At 59.0% G+C, this 15,744-nt stretch carries 13 protein-coding genes; 6 read left to right on the forward strand and 7 right to left on the reverse strand.

Features of this window, described 5'->3' with window-relative positions:
- The first annotated feature begins 75 nt into the window (after positions 1 to 75).
- A complete protein-coding gene (locus tag F8N96_RS30290; protein WP_224794147.1) occupies positions 76 to 1,983 on the forward strand; it encodes a hypothetical protein in 1,908 nt (635 codons plus the stop codon).
- A 72-nt stretch (positions 1,984 to 2,055) separates the two neighbouring features.
- Complete coding sequence (locus F8N96_RS30295; protein WP_150800917.1) at positions 2,056 to 5,577, forward strand: calcium-binding protein; 3,522 nt, start codon at positions 2,056 to 2,058, stop codon at positions 5,575 to 5,577.
- 84 nt (positions 5,578 to 5,661) lie between these two features.
- On the opposite strand, the gene F8N96_RS30300 is transcribed toward F8N96_RS30295, so the two are convergent.
- The 3 genes from F8N96_RS30300 to F8N96_RS30310 are packed head-to-tail and all read right to left on the reverse strand — an operon-like array spanning position 5,662 to position 7,338.
- The gene (locus F8N96_RS30300) at positions 5,662 to 6,252 is read right to left on the reverse strand and encodes an LON peptidase substrate-binding domain-containing protein (RefSeq protein WP_150800918.1); all 591 of its coding nucleotides are present in this window, start codon (positions 6,250 to 6,252) and stop codon (positions 5,662 to 5,664) included.
- Between the two features lie 10 nt (positions 6,253 to 6,262).
- Positions 6,263 to 6,979 (reverse strand): LrgB family protein, encoded by a 717-nt coding sequence (locus F8N96_RS30305; protein WP_150800919.1) that lies wholly within the window; start codon positions 6,977 to 6,979, stop codon positions 6,263 to 6,265.
- Positions 6,976 to 7,338, reverse strand: coding sequence for a CidA/LrgA family protein (locus F8N96_RS30310; protein ID WP_150767563.1), 363 nt, complete (start codon positions 7,336 to 7,338; stop codon positions 6,976 to 6,978). The genes F8N96_RS30305 and F8N96_RS30310 overlap by 4 nt, the downstream gene beginning before the upstream one ends.
- A 196-nt stretch (positions 7,339 to 7,534) precedes the next feature.
- Here F8N96_RS30310 and F8N96_RS30315 point away from each other — a divergent pair, with 196 nt between their 5' ends.
- The 3 genes from F8N96_RS30315 (at position 7,535) to F8N96_RS30325 (ending at position 10,490) form a co-directional block, all read left to right on the forward strand.
- Positions 7,535 to 7,990, forward strand: a complete 456-nt coding sequence (locus F8N96_RS30315; protein ID WP_150767562.1) for a MaoC family dehydratase — start codon at positions 7,535 to 7,537, stop codon at positions 7,988 to 7,990.
- A 112-nt stretch (positions 7,991 to 8,102) separates the two neighbouring features.
- On the forward strand, positions 8,103 to 9,821 hold the full coding sequence (locus tag F8N96_RS30320; protein ID WP_150800920.1) for a C13 family peptidase: 1,719 nt from the start codon (positions 8,103 to 8,105) through the stop codon (positions 9,819 to 9,821).
- A 27-nt stretch (positions 9,822 to 9,848) separates the two neighbouring features.
- Positions 9,849 to 10,490 (forward strand): oxidoreductase, encoded by a 642-nt coding sequence (locus tag F8N96_RS30325; RefSeq protein WP_150800921.1) that lies wholly within the window; start codon positions 9,849 to 9,851, stop codon positions 10,488 to 10,490.
- Between the two features lie 83 nt (positions 10,491 to 10,573).
- On the opposite strand, the gene F8N96_RS30330 is transcribed toward F8N96_RS30325, so the two are convergent.
- From F8N96_RS30330 to F8N96_RS30345, 4 genes are all read right to left on the reverse strand, one after another.
- On the reverse strand, positions 10,574 to 10,858 hold the full coding sequence (locus F8N96_RS30330) for a YceK/YidQ family lipoprotein (protein WP_150800922.1): 285 nt from the start codon (positions 10,856 to 10,858) through the stop codon (positions 10,574 to 10,576).
- Positions 10,851 to 11,483 (reverse strand): flavin prenyltransferase UbiX, encoded by a 633-nt coding sequence (gene ubiX / locus F8N96_RS30335; RefSeq protein WP_128871424.1) that lies wholly within the window; start codon positions 11,481 to 11,483, stop codon positions 10,851 to 10,853. The genes F8N96_RS30330 and ubiX overlap by 8 nt, the downstream gene beginning before the upstream one ends.
- Complete coding sequence (mpl, locus tag F8N96_RS30340; RefSeq protein WP_150800923.1) at positions 11,480 to 12,829, reverse strand: UDP-N-acetylmuramate:L-alanyl-gamma-D-glutamyl-meso-diaminopimelate ligase; 1,350 nt, start codon at positions 12,827 to 12,829, stop codon at positions 11,480 to 11,482. The genes ubiX and mpl overlap by 4 nt, the downstream gene beginning before the upstream one ends.
- Before the next feature lie 184 nt (positions 12,830 to 13,013).
- Positions 13,014 to 14,927: a sigma-54-dependent Fis family transcriptional regulator gene (locus F8N96_RS30345; RefSeq protein WP_150800924.1), complete on the reverse strand. Its 1,914-nt coding sequence runs from the start codon at positions 14,925 to 14,927 to the stop codon at positions 13,014 to 13,016.
- A 288-nt stretch (positions 14,928 to 15,215) separates the two neighbouring features.
- Here F8N96_RS30345 and F8N96_RS30350 point away from each other — a divergent pair.
- Positions 15,216 to 15,744: aldehyde dehydrogenase family protein (locus F8N96_RS30350; RefSeq protein ID WP_150800925.1), on the forward strand; the 529-nt coding region annotated here is incomplete at its 3' end.

Consider the following 15,744-nt stretch of genomic DNA (forward strand, 5'->3'; position numbering starts at 1 on the left):
CCCGAGTCGGACACTTCAATATTCGTGCCGCATAGAGTCTGGCCTGCCGACGCCAATATTCCATTGACGTCCCCTATGGGTCCTGCTGCACACCCGGACGTTGATCTGCCCATCCACCTTCCCATTGAAATAACCGACTTGCCGACCCGAACGATTACCCGTTCTTTGCAGAGCGATACATCATTGAGCAAATACTGGTTATCGGCGAAATTTCTGCGCGGCATGCAAGCACCGGATGATGACGGCTTGCGCTACATCGTCGGACGCAAGTTTGTCGATGTAGACGATGGCGGCGTTGTGCATACCGCGCATGTCGACTTTGATGAAAGTCTCGGTGTCTATCGAATGAAGTTACTGACGGAGCAACTGCTGACCGGCCCGGCCGTGTATAAAAACGAAACAAGTCTCACCTGGCGCCTCACCGCGCAGATTAGTGAAAAACCTGTTGCCCGCCATGACCTCCAGACAAGCACTGGCTCCACGACGAAGCGGCCTGCGTCATCATCGAGCGAGCCCCCCGCGACAACGGTTGTACCTAAACGATCGCGCTCTTCCAACACGCCAACTTACATCAATCAAAGTCTTTACACCGCTTCGCTGCGTTCGCCGGATGCCCAGGGTTATCACAAACTCAAGCCGAGGTCGGGGTCGAATCTATCCGACACACGGTTTGCGTTCCAGGATCGTCACGGAAACTGGATTGAGGTCGACCCTCCTGCAGGAGGATTCGGCTCGCAACCCACTCACCTGACACACTGGACCGACCAGGAGATCTGGGAGCTCTACGGGATTCACGGTCGGGAGATCGAGCACTTCCGCAGCGAAGCACAAGCCTCGGGCAAGCCCCCGCACTGGGTCGAACCCAATGTAACGGACGACCCGGTCGTCAACCTGCTGCGAGATTCACTGCACTGGTTGCACCCGACCCTTACCCCGAACGAACGCCAGGCGCTCCTGCAGTCCTACAACCTGCTGCCGAGCCAACTGTCTCGTCTGCAACAACACCTGCAGACCGAGCTGACATTGCCGCCATGGGCACAAGCGCACAAACGAATGACTGAAGACGTTGGCAATCCCCTCTACCTCGATCAATTTAGCCGAGACGCCATCGATGAGCTGAATCTCAAGCGTGATGCCCGGCATGAAGGGTATGACCCCGAGACCAGCCTGACCCCTCAATTGCGCGAAGCGCTGCTAGTTAAAATGGGCTATCGGCGCAACAAGAACAACTGTCTTTATCGAACGGATATACCGGCCCTGTTCAGGGGCGACGAGCGCACCCCGTTCGAACTGGCGAACGACAACGCCATGCTGCCTCGCTATGCCCACCGCCCCGGCGCCACCACTCATAAGCCGCTGAGCGCCACCTTCAGCCTCAAGGAGGGCCTGATGTACGCCTCGGCCCCCGATCCCGAATACCTGCGATTCAACTCGCAAACCAATAAGTACCCTGGAAGAAACACAAACGATTCGGACAGCGACGCCAGTGATGCAAGCGACTCGGACAGCAGCGAATCTTCCGAGTGGTCGGATACGGGAAGCCCGGTCCCCTGGGACCATGAACGCCATTACCAACCCACCAGAGCGCGGCAGACGGAAATGTTTCTGTATGCGCTGGATACCCGCAACCTGGAAGTGGTCCCGCATGAAGAAAACCATAACTTCAACTCAGCGGCCCGCGACACGCCGCCCACCTGGTTTCCCGACGATGACTACGAAGGGCTGATTTCGGTGACCAAAAAAGGACTGGAAGCAGAGCGGGTCTGGCTGTTGAACTCAGCCCTGACAAAGGGCGCGAATGTAAAAGACATCGAGCACCAAGCTGGGAGTCGCGGCGACAGAATCGAAGCCTCTACGCATGCGGGTCACGCCAACAAACATGAATACGACCAATTGATCGATGAAGTGGAGGCCACGGGTAAACCGATGCTCAGGCTGTCTGGCAATAAAAACGAATTTGGGTATGACGTCATATGGCCTTGAGGGTCAAGTTTATTGAAATGCGCCGGTAGGAAAATCGGTGCTCATAACATTCATTATTTAAAGGATTAAACAATGGCCAAACTAATCGAACCCGCCATGGAAGTTCCAACCCACCGCCCGATACAGGTAACGGCGATCAGTAAATCGGCTAACAGTCATGCGCCGGCTGCCGGCCAGATTGATACGTCTCCCAGCGCGCCACCCTTGACCCCTGTACCAACGGAAGTGCTGGACCCAGCGCACCCAAGCCAGGTTTCCCGTCGCCCACTCAAATACCTCGATGAACATTTCGGGCCATTGCGCTTTGGCAATTCCAACATCACTCGCGTAGAACTGAAGGCCCTGGGCGCGATGGTGCATGGTGGCGCCATCAGCACGGCAAACACGAACATGAGGGCCGCCGACCAGACCTTTATCGATGGGCTGAGTTTCGACCCCGCGAAGGTCGAGACCCGTGTCAAATCAGCAACAAAAACGCCAGACAGTGGCATCGTAGCCACTCTGTTCTTTGAAATCTCTATCAGTCGCTCGGTAGACGCCCCCCCGTTATTCGTCGCCCCCTTCCCGCTTACGCCCGACAGCCCGATAGATCGCCTCAACAAACTGGGCCAGTCGGCGCAAAAACTGGATATTCATGCCGTAGAGTCCGTTACCCTGTTCAAGGCCAAGGCCAAAAGCTATGCGCATCGCGGCGTAGCCACGGTAGGCGTTGGAATGCAGGCCTTCGGCATCTACAGTGGCTTCAAAGGGGCCTTTGAAGCCCTCAAGGTTGGCGACACGGGCGAAGCGGTGTTTAACGGCGCTTCGATTGCTGCTGAAGTCGGTTCGTTGATCATCGAACGAGGCTTCACCAAGACTGGCGTCGCGATGCTTGAAAGCGGCTCGGTCATATTCAAACGGTTTTCCGCCACGTCAGTCGGTACCGTATTCAGTCGGGGTGGCGGGTTATTTGCCAGCGTGATCACCTTGCCGTTTGACATTATCAGTGCTGTCAAAGCCTTTAACGCTGCCGCCGCCTCGCAAGGCAAGATAGCCCAGGATCATTATGTCAGTGGCGGCGTGAGCGTGGCCAGCGCAGGCATTAGCATTGCGCTTGGCGCGGCGGCGCTGGCCGGTTTCGGCGCCGCCGCCGGCCCTGTTGGCCTCGCTGCAGCTGCCATCCTCATCCTCGGAGCGGAAATCTACCGGGCCGCCCGGGTCGTGGACGACATTGACGATTATGTTGAACTGAACTTCGACGAACGGTTGCGCGCCGGATGGCTCGCTTTTGTAGGTAAGGATCAGGACAAGGAGATTCTGGATCGCTTCAAGATTAACAAGGCGTTCAGCGATCACACCATACAGTTAGAACTTTCGGCAAAACATTTGCTTGAAGGTACTTATAAAGAAGAACTGGAATACATTGTAAACGGCAGTTTCGACGTCAAGCTGAAAACAATCGAACTCTGGAGATACCAATGGGACGAAAGCGCCGGGGAAGAACCCTACAAGCTTGATACGGAGCCGGCTATCGTTGAGACCGACGACATTATCCTTGCTCGTGACGGGATTCCGTCAGACCTCAAAGGCAGCGTCAAAGGCAGCCCAGGCGAAAACAAGAGCATTTATTGGAAGCTCGGTGATGGTGATGATCAAGTCTACGCCCCCAAGGACAAGCCCAACATCTTCATCTATCGGGAGGGTACCAAGAAACTGGTCGGTGGTGACAAGAATGACCGTTTTCACTTCGAAACAACCGAAGCGGAACTGAACCGGCCAGAGCAGTCGGCACGAACCAGTGTCCTTGACGGATATGACGGCTCCGACACCCTGGCCTTCGAGGGATCCCGTCCCCGCGCGGATACTCGTCATGTCGGTTACGACGTCAATCTGAAGACCGGCAAGGTTGCCTTGCGTCATGAGGACCGTGCGAAAGACGACATCCTGATAGCGGAGCTCACCTCCATCGAAAACATCTCTACCTTGCGAGAGGGTACAAATCAAGTCACCGGGAACGACAAAGCCAATCAGATCTCGGCCAACGGTTACGACCAAATCGATGCCGGGCCAGGTGATGACACGATCGCGATCCGCGGGTGGCACTCTCGGGTTGATGGCGGCCCCGGAACGGATCGCTACTACATCGCGGACACCACAGCTAAAGTGACCATTGTCGAAGATGGCAAACAAACAAGCCTGATCGAATTCGGCTGGCCACTGGAGCGCATTCAACGGTTGCGGATCGTCGGTACTTCGCTGGTGATCACTTCGTTGCGCAACGAGGATGGCGAACTTCCCGACCATGTGTTGACCATCGAGCATGTCTACGAACATGTCGAAGGCATGCGTCAGGTGAAAAACAATCGGCTGCAGTTTAAAACTCAGGATAATTATTGGCTGGAGCTCAAATTGCTCCCTCTTCCGTCTGACTCACTCGCTTACGATGTAGATTATGACAAAACTGGCGGACAGCCCGCGCCGGCTCCATACATCACCAATAGCGGAACCGTGGTGCTCGCGGAGCGGGCGCCGAGGCATACCTTTGTTTCGCGCGCTGGCGGCAACGTCGATCTGGTCGCCAACGCCCACACATCTGAAATCCCTAATGTGGTTTATCTGGATTATAAAAGCGCAGAAATAGTTGCAATCGACGCAAGTTATACCGTCGAAGTGGTTATGGGTCCTACGGGATATACCAACCTGGATTATTCACAATTCAACTTATGGATTCGGCTGCCTTCCTCGAAACTCGTTAACATCTCAAACTTCTTTCACGAAAAAAAAGGGCGAAGAACAGGAACCTCTTTTAATGACAATATTCGGATCAATGGTTTTTACCAGGCGAATATTGTACTGATTATGCAGGATGGCGAATCCTATCAAATACGCCCCCCGCACCTGGACTTCCGTGAAGACGCAGCCTCCCCAGGCCGCAAACTGTGTAGCGCTCGGGAATGTTTGCATCCTCGGCGCGGACGCCATACGTTTATCGAACCGCAACAAATCAAGCCCTCTCTGCTCTCCACCACCCCCCAACAGATTACATTCCCCGCGCCCCCCCATACCGGCATCTATGTATTGAAAGGCCAAGCCTCGAGCTACGACGTGTATCCCGTCAGCAATACACTGCTCAGCCTGTACACACCGGGTGCCATCGAGCAAACCTCTAACGCATCGACCTGGACCCTCTTCAGTACAGAACTGACAGAAACCGTTACACGCAACGAAATACGCCTGACTTCCGACAACCTGCAAGTCGGTAGCGCGGTGATCCAGTTGCCGAGTCTGGACCACGCGGGACCGGTGGAATCCATCAGCGTGGCGACGTCATCCGGAAATATTTATTCCGTTGAACTTTTATTTGAAGTGCTGCAACTCTACCTGATCAACGCACAAGGCTACGCCAACGTCGATGCCTTGCTGGCTGACATTCGAGCGCACCAGCAACGAGAGGAATTGGTCATCAAAATTGCTGTTACAAACATTGGCTTCTCGCCACGAATTGACGGAATGGTGTATTACAACTCAACCAATGATTATTGGGGAGTCGATACGGATCCTGACTACCGTATCGCCCCCCAGACGCTCTTTATAGAACCGATCCAGACTGTTTAATCAATCTGAACGTTGCAAACCCGACGTGGCGTTCATCGTCACGCCGGCGCTAGCCTCATTCAGCCGAAGGAAAGCGCCGGTGCCTCAGGCAAACAACTCCCCTTGCAACTCATCCAGCAGCGCCTGGATCGCATCCAGCCGCTGCTGTGGATCATCGAGTTGCAGCAGATCGATCTTGTCCAACTCGGCGAACGGCAGCAGATACGCCAACTGATTGGCCAGCGACTGTTGCCCGGTCGCTTCGTTGCCCATGTTCAGAGCTTCGACCATCGGGTGTTCCGCCAGGGCCTTGAGCAGTGCGACCAGGTCGGCGTCCTCGTCCTGGAGCGGTTGCTCGGGCTCGTCCTCCAGCCATTCGACCTCGGCGACAATCAACTGATCGCGCTGCACTTCAGTGCGCACCACGTGAAAACGCCGCCCGCCATGCACCCGAATGCCCAGCAGGCCATTGTCCTGCTGCTTGAAATCGGTGATCAGCGCCTCGCACCCGACCAGCGCATAGCCCGCCGGAGCGATGCCGACTTCTTCGCCATCGAGGATGCACACCACGCCGAAGCCGCCGCCCTGTTTCATGCAGCGGCTGATCATGTCCAGGTAGCGCGCCTCGAAAATCTGCAAGTCGAGGATGCAGCCAGGAAACAGCACCGTGTTCAGCGGAAAAAGCGGCAAGCTCATAAATATTTCCTTACACCACCATCGACACCGCCAACGGCAGGAACACCGCCGTGGCCACGCCCATCAGACTCATCGCCAGCGCCGCGAAGGCGCCGCACTCTTCACTTTCCTGCATCGCCACCGCCGTGCCGACCGCATGGGCGGTCATGCCCAGGGCCATGCCGCGGGCTTCAGGGCTGTGGACACCGAATCTGGTCAAAAGACTCGGCCCGAAGATCGCCCCGATCACCCCCGTGATCAACACGAACACCGCGGCCAGCGCCGCGACGCCACCGATCTGTTCGGCCACCAGCATGGCAATTGGCGACGTCACCGACTTCGGCGCCATGGTCATCAGGATCATGTGTTCGGCACCAAACCACCAGCCCAGCAATACGCCCATGCCCGTGGCAACCACGCCGCCTATCACCAGCGTAGTAAATATCGGCCAGAACAGCTGACGAATCCGTCGCAGGTTGAGGTACAGCGGCACCGCCAGCGCGACCGTCGCGGGGCCGAGCAAGATGCTGAGAATCTCGGTGCTCTTGCGGTATTCAGCGTAGGTCAGGCCGCACCCCACCAGCACACCGATCACCAGCAGCATGGAAACCAGCACCGGCTGCAGAAAGATCCAGCGGGTTTTCTCGAACGCCGCCAACACCAGTTGATAGGCGCCCAGGGTTACGCCAATGCCGAACAATGGATGATGAATCACCGACGCCCAGGCCCCGTGCCAGTCGAAGATCATTGGCCATCCTCGTGAGGAGCGTGACGCTTGATCATGCGCTGCATCAAGACCCCGGCAAACGCGAGCGAGAGCACCAGCGACAACACCAGCGCGCCGACGATGGCCCAGAAATCCGCCGCGATGTCGGTGGCGTACACCATCACGCCCACGGCCGGCGGCACCAGCAGTAACGGCAGGTAACGCAGCAGACTGCTGGCCGCCAGGTTCAGCGGCTCACCCACCTGGCCCCGGCTGATCAGGAACACCAGCAACAGCAGCAGGCCGATGATCGGCCCCGGCAGCACAGGTAAAAACAAATGGTTGATGGCGGTGCCAAGCAATTGGAACAGCACCAGCCAGGTCAAACCTCGTAACAACATCCTTCATCTCCCGCAAAACCCGTCACCCGCAGTGACGGGTCGAACATTATAAGCATGCCGACGCTATGGATCGGCATTCGCAAATAGCATGGACAGTTGACCGGAGCCATTTGCCATGTTGATCTAAAGCGGTAAACCGGGAGGTCAAATCCCCCACCTCAAAAACTATAAAACCGATGACCCAAGGAGAGTCTCAATGCCCTATGTTCCCGTTGCAGAGCTCAAAGATTATGTCGGCAAGGAACTCGGACGTTCCGAATGGCTCACCATCGATCAGGCGCGTATCAACCTGTTCGCCGAAGCCACAGGGGACTATCAGTTCATCCACGTCGACCCGGTCAAAGCCGCGCAAACGCCATTTGGCAGCACCATTGCACACGGTTTCCTGTCGCTGTCGTTGATCCCCAAGCTGATGGAAGACATCCTCGTCATGCCTGAAGGCTTGAAGATGGTCGTCAACTACGGCCTCGACAGCGTGCGTTTCATTCAGCCGGTCAAGGTCGACTCGAAAGTGCGACTCAAGGTCGACCTGACCGAAGTCACAGAGAAAAAACCCGGCCAATGGCTGCTCAAGGCCACCGCCACCCTGGAAATCGAAGGCTCGGAAAAACCGGCGTATATCGCTGAACCCTTGTCCCTCTGTTTCGTGTAAACCCTCCCGGAGGCGAAGCAGCTCATGCTGTTTCGCGCCCTCTCCTTTCTCCTGGCTATATTAGGACACAGAGCTGCGGCATACTCGGTCGCCTAATTGCCCGGATCCCGCTATGCGCTCACTAGCACTCCTTGCCTTGACCCTGTTGCTCACCGCTTGCGGCGATGGCGAATCACTGTTGCCTCCCGACGCCCGCCTGCCGGACGGCGGTCGCTATCGCGGCGATCTGGTCAATGGCTTGCTGCAAGGCCAGGGTCGCGTCGACTATCCGAACGGCAGCTGGTATGCCGGCGGATTCGACCAGGGCCAATGGCATGGCCAGGGCGAATGGCACGGCAGTAACGGCGAAGTCTATCGCGGGTCGTTCAATCAAGGTCTGTTCGACGGCATGGGGCAGCTGAGCACCAGCGGCAGCAGCTATACCGGCGGCTTCAAGGCCGGGCGCCGGGACGGCGAAGGCACCCTCAAAGAAAACGGCATGACCTATCGCGGGGAATTCAAAGCCGATCAATACGCGGGCCTCGGGCGTCTCGAGCTCGAAGACGGCAGCTCGTACCAGGGCCAGTTCGCCCACGGCAAACCCAACGGCGAAGGCCAGCGTGGCGATGCCAGCGGCAATCAGTTCACCGGCCATTTCGTCGACGGTCAGCTGGAAGGCAACGGGACATTCAACAGTGCCGATGGCGACCTCTACGTCGGCGGTTTCAAGAACAATCAACTGCACGGCAAGGGCCGCTACGAGAACGCCGACGGCGATGTCTGGCTCGGCCTGTTCAAGGAAGGCTCGCTCAACGGCAAGGGCGAGATGATCGGCGCCGACGGCAGCCACTATATCGGCCAGTTCAACGACTGGCGCTTTACCGGCCAAGGCCGATTGAACCTGCCCGATGGCAGCTTCTATATCGGTCAGTTCGACGTCGACAATTACAACGGTCACGGCACGCTGGTGCTGACCGATGGCACGGTGCAGAGCGGTACCTGGAACAACGGCCAGCGCGTGCGCGATGCCGACGGCAAGTTACTGCCCGACTCGCTCGAGCTCGGCTTGCTGGCTCAGGGCCGCCTGCTCGACGACGCGCTGGCCAACCTGCCGGCCTCGACCCCGGCGATCGAGCTGTACACCCTGACCCTCGGTGGAGACGGCAAGCAAAGCGTGTTCCTGCGCGAGTCCGATTACGTCAGTAACATGCTCGCCAGTCGCTTCGGCGCCTTTGGCCAGATCCGCCTGGTCAACCATCGCGACCACCTTGTAGACCGACCGATGGCCACTGGGGAAAACCTGCGCCGCGCCGCCCTGAAGCTGGCCGAGCGCAGCGGTCCGGAAGATTTGATTTTTCTTTACCTGACCAGCCACGGCACCAGCGAACATGAACTGGTGCTCGACCAGCCGCGCATGGAACTGTCCGATCTGCCGGCCGATGAACTCGCTGCCGTCCTGGCACCGCTGAAAAATCGCGACAAGATCATCGTGATTTCGTCCTGCTACTCCGGCGGCTTCATCCCGGCCCTGAAAGACGAACGCACCCTGGTCATGACAGCCTCGCGGGCCGACAGGGTGTCCTTCGGCTGCTCTGAACAAGCCAACTTCACTTACTTTGGCGATGCCTTGTTCGCCCAGGCGCTAAACCAGACCGACGACCTGGAACACGCCTTCAAGCTGGCCAGCGCGACCGTGGCCGAGCGCGAACTGGCAGACAGCTTCGAAGCCTCCGAGCCGCAGATCTGGGCGCCAAAAACCGTGCTCTCCCACTGGCAGCTGCTACGCAAGCAGCAAGCACGAAAGGCATTGCAAAGTGCCTCTATCCCCAGCAAGGATGCAAAGAGCAACTAAGCTGAATAGTATCAAGGGAGAAACACTATGTACTTGACGCCTCAGCACGTATTGCTTGCCGGAGCTACCGGCCTGACCGGTGAACACCTTCTTGATCGTCTGCTCAATGAGCCAACGATTACGCGGGTATTGGCGCCATCACGCCGGCCATTGGCCGAGCATCCTCATCTGGAAAATCCGGTCGGCGACCCGTCGGTGTTTCTGCCTCAATTGAAAGGCCGCGTTGACATCGCCTACTGCTGTCTCGGTACCACGATCAAGCAGGCCGGCTCGGAGCAGGCGTTTCGCGCAGTGGACCTGGACATGGTGGTGGCGTTTGCCAAACGTGCACGGGAGATGGGCGCACGGCACCTGATCGTGATCAGTGCCTTGGGGGCCGATCGCAGATCCTCGATTTTCTACAACCGGGTCAAAGGCGAGATGGAATACGCATTGCGCGCGCAGGACTGGCCGCAACTGACCATTTGCCGGCCTTCGTTGCTGCTGGGCGAACGCGTAGAACCGCGGATGGCCGAGCAATTCGTTGGGCCTTTGTCCCGCTTGATCCCCGGCAAATATCGCGGCATCGAAGCCTGCCAACTGGCTCGCGCCATGTGGCGGCTGGCGCTGGAAGAGCAGGATGGGCTGCGGATTGTCGAGTCGGATGAGTTGCGCAAGTTAGGCAAGTAATTTTGTGGCGTTTGAGTGGGCGCCCTCGCTTGTAGGAGCGAGGCTTGCCCGCGAAGGGCGCGACGCAGATCCACAGCCGAAAGCTACAACCCGCCAGTCGCCTGAAAACTGACCCCAATCACAGTCAACACTGACAGCGGCAACAACAATGTATCAAGCAAGGCGCTGGCCGGCAGATCGATGCCTGGGTAGGCCGGCGCTTCTGCGCCGAAACGGTCCATGGCGCAGCAACCGCCATTCATGGCATACAAATCCAGTCGAGTCCCCGAATACACCACCGGCGCCCCCGGTTTGGCGGCATCGAGCGTGCGCGCGGTGGCGCAGCCCGTCAGCTGCAACGCCAGCACCGTCACCAGCAGCTTATTCATCGCTGGTCAGATGGTGCTCGCCCCAACGCGGCAGCATGTCTTGGGGAATGTTCAGCAGGTTGAGAATCCGCGCCACGACGAAGTCGATCAGGTCGTCAATCGTTTGTGGCTGATGGTAGAAGCCTGGCGACGCCGGCAAAATCGTCACGCCCATGTTCGACAACTTGAGCATGTGCTCCAGATGAATGCTCGAATACGGCGCCTCGCGCGGCACCAGGATCAACTGGCGACGCTCCTTCAACGTGACATCGGCGGCACGCTCGATCAGGTTGTTGCAGGCCCCCGTCGCAATGGCCGACAAGGTCCCGGTGGAACACGGCACCACCACCATCGCCGCCGGCGCGCCGGAGCCCGAGGCCACCGGCGACATCCAGTCTTCCTTGCCATACACCCGAATCTGCCCGGCGGCCGCGCCGGTGTATTCGGTGAGGAAGGCCTGCATCATTTGCGTCTTGGGAGGCAACGTAACGTCGGTCTCGGTGGCCATCACCAGTTGCGCCGCCTTGGAGATCAGGAAGTGCACCTCGCGGTCTTCGCGGATCAGGCAGTCCAGCAGGCGCAAACCATACTGGGCGCCCGAAGCTCCGGTCATCGCCAGCGTGATGCGTTCCGGACCGTTGTTCATTGCAGCGCCTCGGCGAGTTTGCCGTGCAGGCCGCCGAAACCGCCGTTGCTCATGATCACCACGTGGGTGCCGGGCTGGGCCTGGCTCTTCACGCGCTCGATGATACCTTCCAGCGAATCGCTGACGATCGACGGCACGGTGCACAACGCGGCGGTTGCGCCCAGGTCCCAGCCAAGGTTGGCCGGCGCGTACCAGATCACTTGGTCGGCATCGACCACGCTTTCCGGCAAGCCATCGCGGTGGGCGCCGAGTTTCATCGAGTTGGAGCGCGGCTCGATGATCGCGATCAACGGTGCGTCGCCGATGCGCTTGCGCAGGCCGTCGAGGGTGGTGGCGATGGCGGTCGGATGGTGGGCGAAGTCGTCGTAAATGGTGATGCCACCGACTTGCGCGACGATCTCCATCCGGCGTTTCACGCTTTTGAAGGCACTCAGCGCGGCGATGCCCATGGATGGCACAACGCCGACGTGACGCGCCGCAGCCAAAGTGGCCAGGGCGTTGGCAACGTTGTGCTGGCCCGTCATGTCCCACTCGACGATGCCTTGCGCGACGCCTTCGAACATCACTTCGAAGGCCGAACCGTCTTCGCTCAGCAACTTGACCTGCCACTGACCGCCAGCACCGGTGGTTTGCACTGGCGTCCAGCAGCCCATTTCAATGACGCGCTGCAAGGCAGGCTCGGTGGTTGGATGAATCACCAGGCCTTCGCTCGGGATGGTCCGCACCAAATGGTGAAACTGCCGCTCGATGGCTGGCAGATCGGGGAAGATGTCGGCGTGATCGTATTCCAGGTTGTTCAGGATTGCGGTACGCGGGCGGTAGTGGACGAACTTGGAACGCTTGTCGAAGAAGGCGCTGTCGTATTCGTCGGCTTCGATGACGAAGAAGGGCGTGTCACCCAGGCGCGCCGACACAGAGAAGTTCTGCGGCACGCCGCCGATCAGGAAACCCGGGCTCATGCCCGCATGTTCCAGCACCCAGGCGAGCATGCTGCTGGTGGTGGTTTTGCCGTGAGTACCGGCAACGGCCAGCACCCAGCGACCTTGCAGTACGTGATCCGCCAGCCATTGCGGGCCGGAGACGTAAGGCAGGCCTTTGTTCAGCACGTATTCGACGGCCGGGTTGCCCCGGGACATGGCGTTGCCGACCACCACCAGATCCGGTGCCGGATCGAGCTGCGCCGGGTCGTAGCCTTGGGTCAACTCAATGCCCTGCGCCTCAAGCTGAGTGCTCATCGGCGGGTAGACATTGGCATCGGAGCCCGTCACGTGGTGGCCCAGCTCTTTGGCCAGAACCGCCATCGAACCCATGAAAGTGCCGCAGATACCAAGAATATGAATGTGCATAGTCGACCTCGTAAAACATGGGCGCAGGTTAGCCCAGGGAGGGGAAATTCGCACTCAGTGTTTGAAGATCAGCGCCGTCTCTGTAGGAGCGAGGCTTGCCCGCGAAGGCCATTACGCGGTTTAACGGATGGACCGCGTTATCGTTCTTCGCGGGCAAGCCTCGCTCCTACAGGGGCGGCGTGGCCTAGCGGGCGATACCGTGTTTACGCAATTTTCTATAGAGGGTATTGCGGCTAACCCCCAACTGTTCGGCCGTGTGGGTCATATGCCATCGTGTCTGCTCCAGCGCATTGAGCAGCGCCAGCCGCTCGGCATCATCCAGCGGAAACTCGGACGGTGCTTCGACGGTCACGACCTGCGCCGGCCGAGCCTGGCGAATCATCGCAGGCAAATCCTCCAGCCCGATCCGCCCGCCGTCACACAACGCGGCTAACGTACGCAGTACATTGCGCAACTGCCGCACGTTCCCCGGCCATGCGAAGCTCAACAAGACTTGCCGCGCCGACTCTTCGATCAGCACCGTCTCACCGCCCGCCTCTTCGGCCAGCAAAAAATCGAGCAATTGGGACTTGTCGCTGCGCTCGCGCAACGCCGGCAGTGCCACCTCCAGCCCGTTGAGCCGGTAATACAAATCCTCGCGGAAGCTGCCGTCCTGTACCCGTTCCAACAGATTGCGGTGAGTGGCACTGATGATTCGCACATTGACCGACTCCGGTTCGCCGCCAATCGGTACCACCTGACGATCTTCCAGCACCCTTAACAGCCGGGTCTGCAAGGCCAGCGGCATGTCGCCGATTTCATCGAGAAACAAGGTGCCGCCATCGGCCTGCTGCAACTTGCCGCGCATGCCCTCCTTGCGCGCCCCGGTGAAACTGCCGCCGCGATAGCCAAACAACTCGCTCTCGATCAGGCTTTCAGGAATGGCCGCGCAATTGAGCGCGACAAAGGCTTTTTCGGCCCGTTGACTGGCGTGGTGCACGGCTTTGGCGAAGGCCTCCTTGCCAGATCCCGTTTCGCCGTTGATCAGCAATGGCACGTCACGCTCGAAGACTCGCAGGGACTTGCGAAAATCGTCCTGCAGCGCCGTGTCGCCCAGACAGATCCCGGAAAGCCGGGAACGATCGGCAACCATCGGACTGCGCGCCAGCGGCACCGGAATACTGCGTGGTTGCCCACGCAGCAAGGCAAACAGGCTTCGCCCGTCACGGGTGCGCAGCGGCCAACTGGCGCTGGCGTTGACGCTCGCCCGACCGAGCAGTTCATCCAGCGAGCAATCGAAAAACGCCTCGACCGGTTTGCCCAGCAATCCACCGCGGATATGCCCCAACAGGTTCAGCGCACTCTGGTTGACGGCGCTGATACGCCCTTCCCCGTCGAACGCCAGCAGCCCTTCGCTGAACAAGCCGACGGATTCGGCCTGAAGATGAAAACGCAGCAACCATTGATTGTCGAAATACCGCAGGAAATAGCAGCTCTCGATCATCTTCGCCGACAGGTTGACCAGGGCCATGGTGTGGAACTGGCTCTGCCGCGAGACTTCGTGGCGCGCCGAGGACACGTCGAGCACCGCCAGCAGTTCGCCATGAGGGTCGAATACCGGGCTGGCCGAGCAGGTCAGGCCTGTATGGCGACCGCGAAAGTGTTCGTCCTGGTGGATGGTCAGGGACTGACGCTCCACCAGGCAAGTGCCGATACCATTGGTGCCTTCACAGGCTTCGCTCCAGTCGGCGCCGAGCCAGAGCCCGGCGCGTTCGAAAATCTTCCGCTCGGCCGGCGCGGTGACGCAATTGAGAATGACCCCGCGGGCATCGGTGAGCAGCACGGCGTGGCCGGCGCCGGAGAGCTGCTGATGAAGGCTGGACATTTCGTTGCCGGCAATGTGCAACACCTGCTGCAAGCGCTCGCGACTTTCCAGGAGGCGACCATGTTCCAGCACTGTCGGGGCCATGGTCAGGGCCGGGTCGAGGTGGTAGTCCTCAAGGCAGCGCAGCCAGGACCGGGCAATGGAGGGGTCGCTGCCGGGACCTTGCAGGTGCGATTTCCCCTGAGTGACGGTCAATACCTGCTGGGCATGGCGGCTCAAATGGTTATCGTGCATTTCTTATTGTTCTCCCCGAGCGGTGTACACCGCCACCGAGCATCCTCCAGCCGGGCTTGCATTGCAATGCTGGCAGGACCATACAGTCACAAGCTGTGCCATAACCGGTACAAAGTGTCACAGGGGCTGTACCGAAAGCGTCACAGGCCGCACCCGCCTGTCCGACAAAAATCGCGCAAGGCCTTGATTTACCTGAGCTGCAGCGCAGTGGCCCGACCTTTGCTCTACGCTTATAACAAGCGCACATGCGCGCTCTCTTATAAGTACAAAAGCCAAGGAGAAAATCTCATGCGTTACGCTCACCCCGGTACTGAAGGCGCTATCGTTTCGTTCAAGAGCAAATACGGTAACTACATCGGCGGCGAGTTCGTCGCGCCTGTCAAAGGTCAGTACTTCACCAACACTTCGCCAGTAAATGGCCAACCCATTGCCGAATTCCCGCGTTCCACGGCCGAAGACATCGATAAAGCCCTGGACGCTGCCCACGCCGCTGCAGATGCCTGGGGCGCGACGTCCGTCCAGGCGCGCTCGCTGGTGCTGCTGAAAATCGCCGACCGCATCGAACAGAACCTGGAAGTCCTGGCAATCACCGAATCCTGGGACAACGGCAAGGCCGTGCGCGAAACCCTCAACGCCGACATCCCGCTGGCCGCCGACCACTTCCGCTACTACGCCGGTTGCATCCGTGCGCAGGAAGGCAGCGCCGCCGAGATCGACGGCAACACCGTGGCCTATCACATCCATGAACCGCTGGGCGTGGTCGGGCAGATCATTCCGTGGAACTTCCCGATCCTGATGGCCGCCTGGAAACTCGCCC

Source organism: Pseudomonas fluorescens, from assembly GCF_902497855.1.
Lineage (GTDB): Bacteria > Pseudomonadota > Gammaproteobacteria > Pseudomonadales > Pseudomonadaceae > Aquipseudomonas > Aquipseudomonas fluorescens_BI.

Coding starts and splice junctions, on each gene's coding strand:
- F8N96_RS30290 (WP_224794147.1), top strand. CDS start 76: ATGGGTCCTGCTGCACACCCGGACGTTGATCTGCCCATCCACCTTCCC.
- F8N96_RS30295 (WP_150800917.1), top strand. CDS start 2,056: ATGGCCAAACTAATCGAACCCGCCATGGAAGTTCCAACCCACCGCCCG.
- F8N96_RS30300 (WP_150800918.1), bottom strand. CDS start 6,252: ATGAGCTTGCCGCTTTTTCCGCTGAACACGGTGCTGTTTCCTGGCTGC.
- F8N96_RS30305 (WP_150800919.1), bottom strand. CDS start 6,979: ATGATCTTCGACTGGCACGGGGCCTGGGCGTCGGTGATTCATCATCCA.
- F8N96_RS30310 (WP_150767563.1), bottom strand. CDS start 7,338: ATGTTGTTACGAGGTTTGACCTGGCTGGTGCTGTTCCAATTGCTTGGC.
- F8N96_RS30315 (WP_150767562.1), top strand. CDS start 7,535: ATGCCCTATGTTCCCGTTGCAGAGCTCAAAGATTATGTCGGCAAGGAA.
- F8N96_RS30320 (WP_150800920.1), top strand. CDS start 8,103: ATGCGCTCACTAGCACTCCTTGCCTTGACCCTGTTGCTCACCGCTTGC.
- F8N96_RS30325 (WP_150800921.1), top strand. CDS start 9,849: ATGTACTTGACGCCTCAGCACGTATTGCTTGCCGGAGCTACCGGCCTG.
- F8N96_RS30330 (WP_150800922.1), bottom strand. CDS start 10,858: ATGAATAAGCTGCTGGTGACGGTGCTGGCGTTGCAGCTGACGGGCTGC.
- ubiX (WP_128871424.1), bottom strand. CDS start 11,483: ATGAACAACGGTCCGGAACGCATCACGCTGGCGATGACCGGAGCTTCG.
- mpl (WP_150800923.1), bottom strand. CDS start 12,829: ATGCACATTCATATTCTTGGTATCTGCGGCACTTTCATGGGTTCGATG.
- F8N96_RS30345 (WP_150800924.1), bottom strand. CDS start 14,927: ATGCACGATAACCATTTGAGCCGCCATGCCCAGCAGGTATTGACCGTC.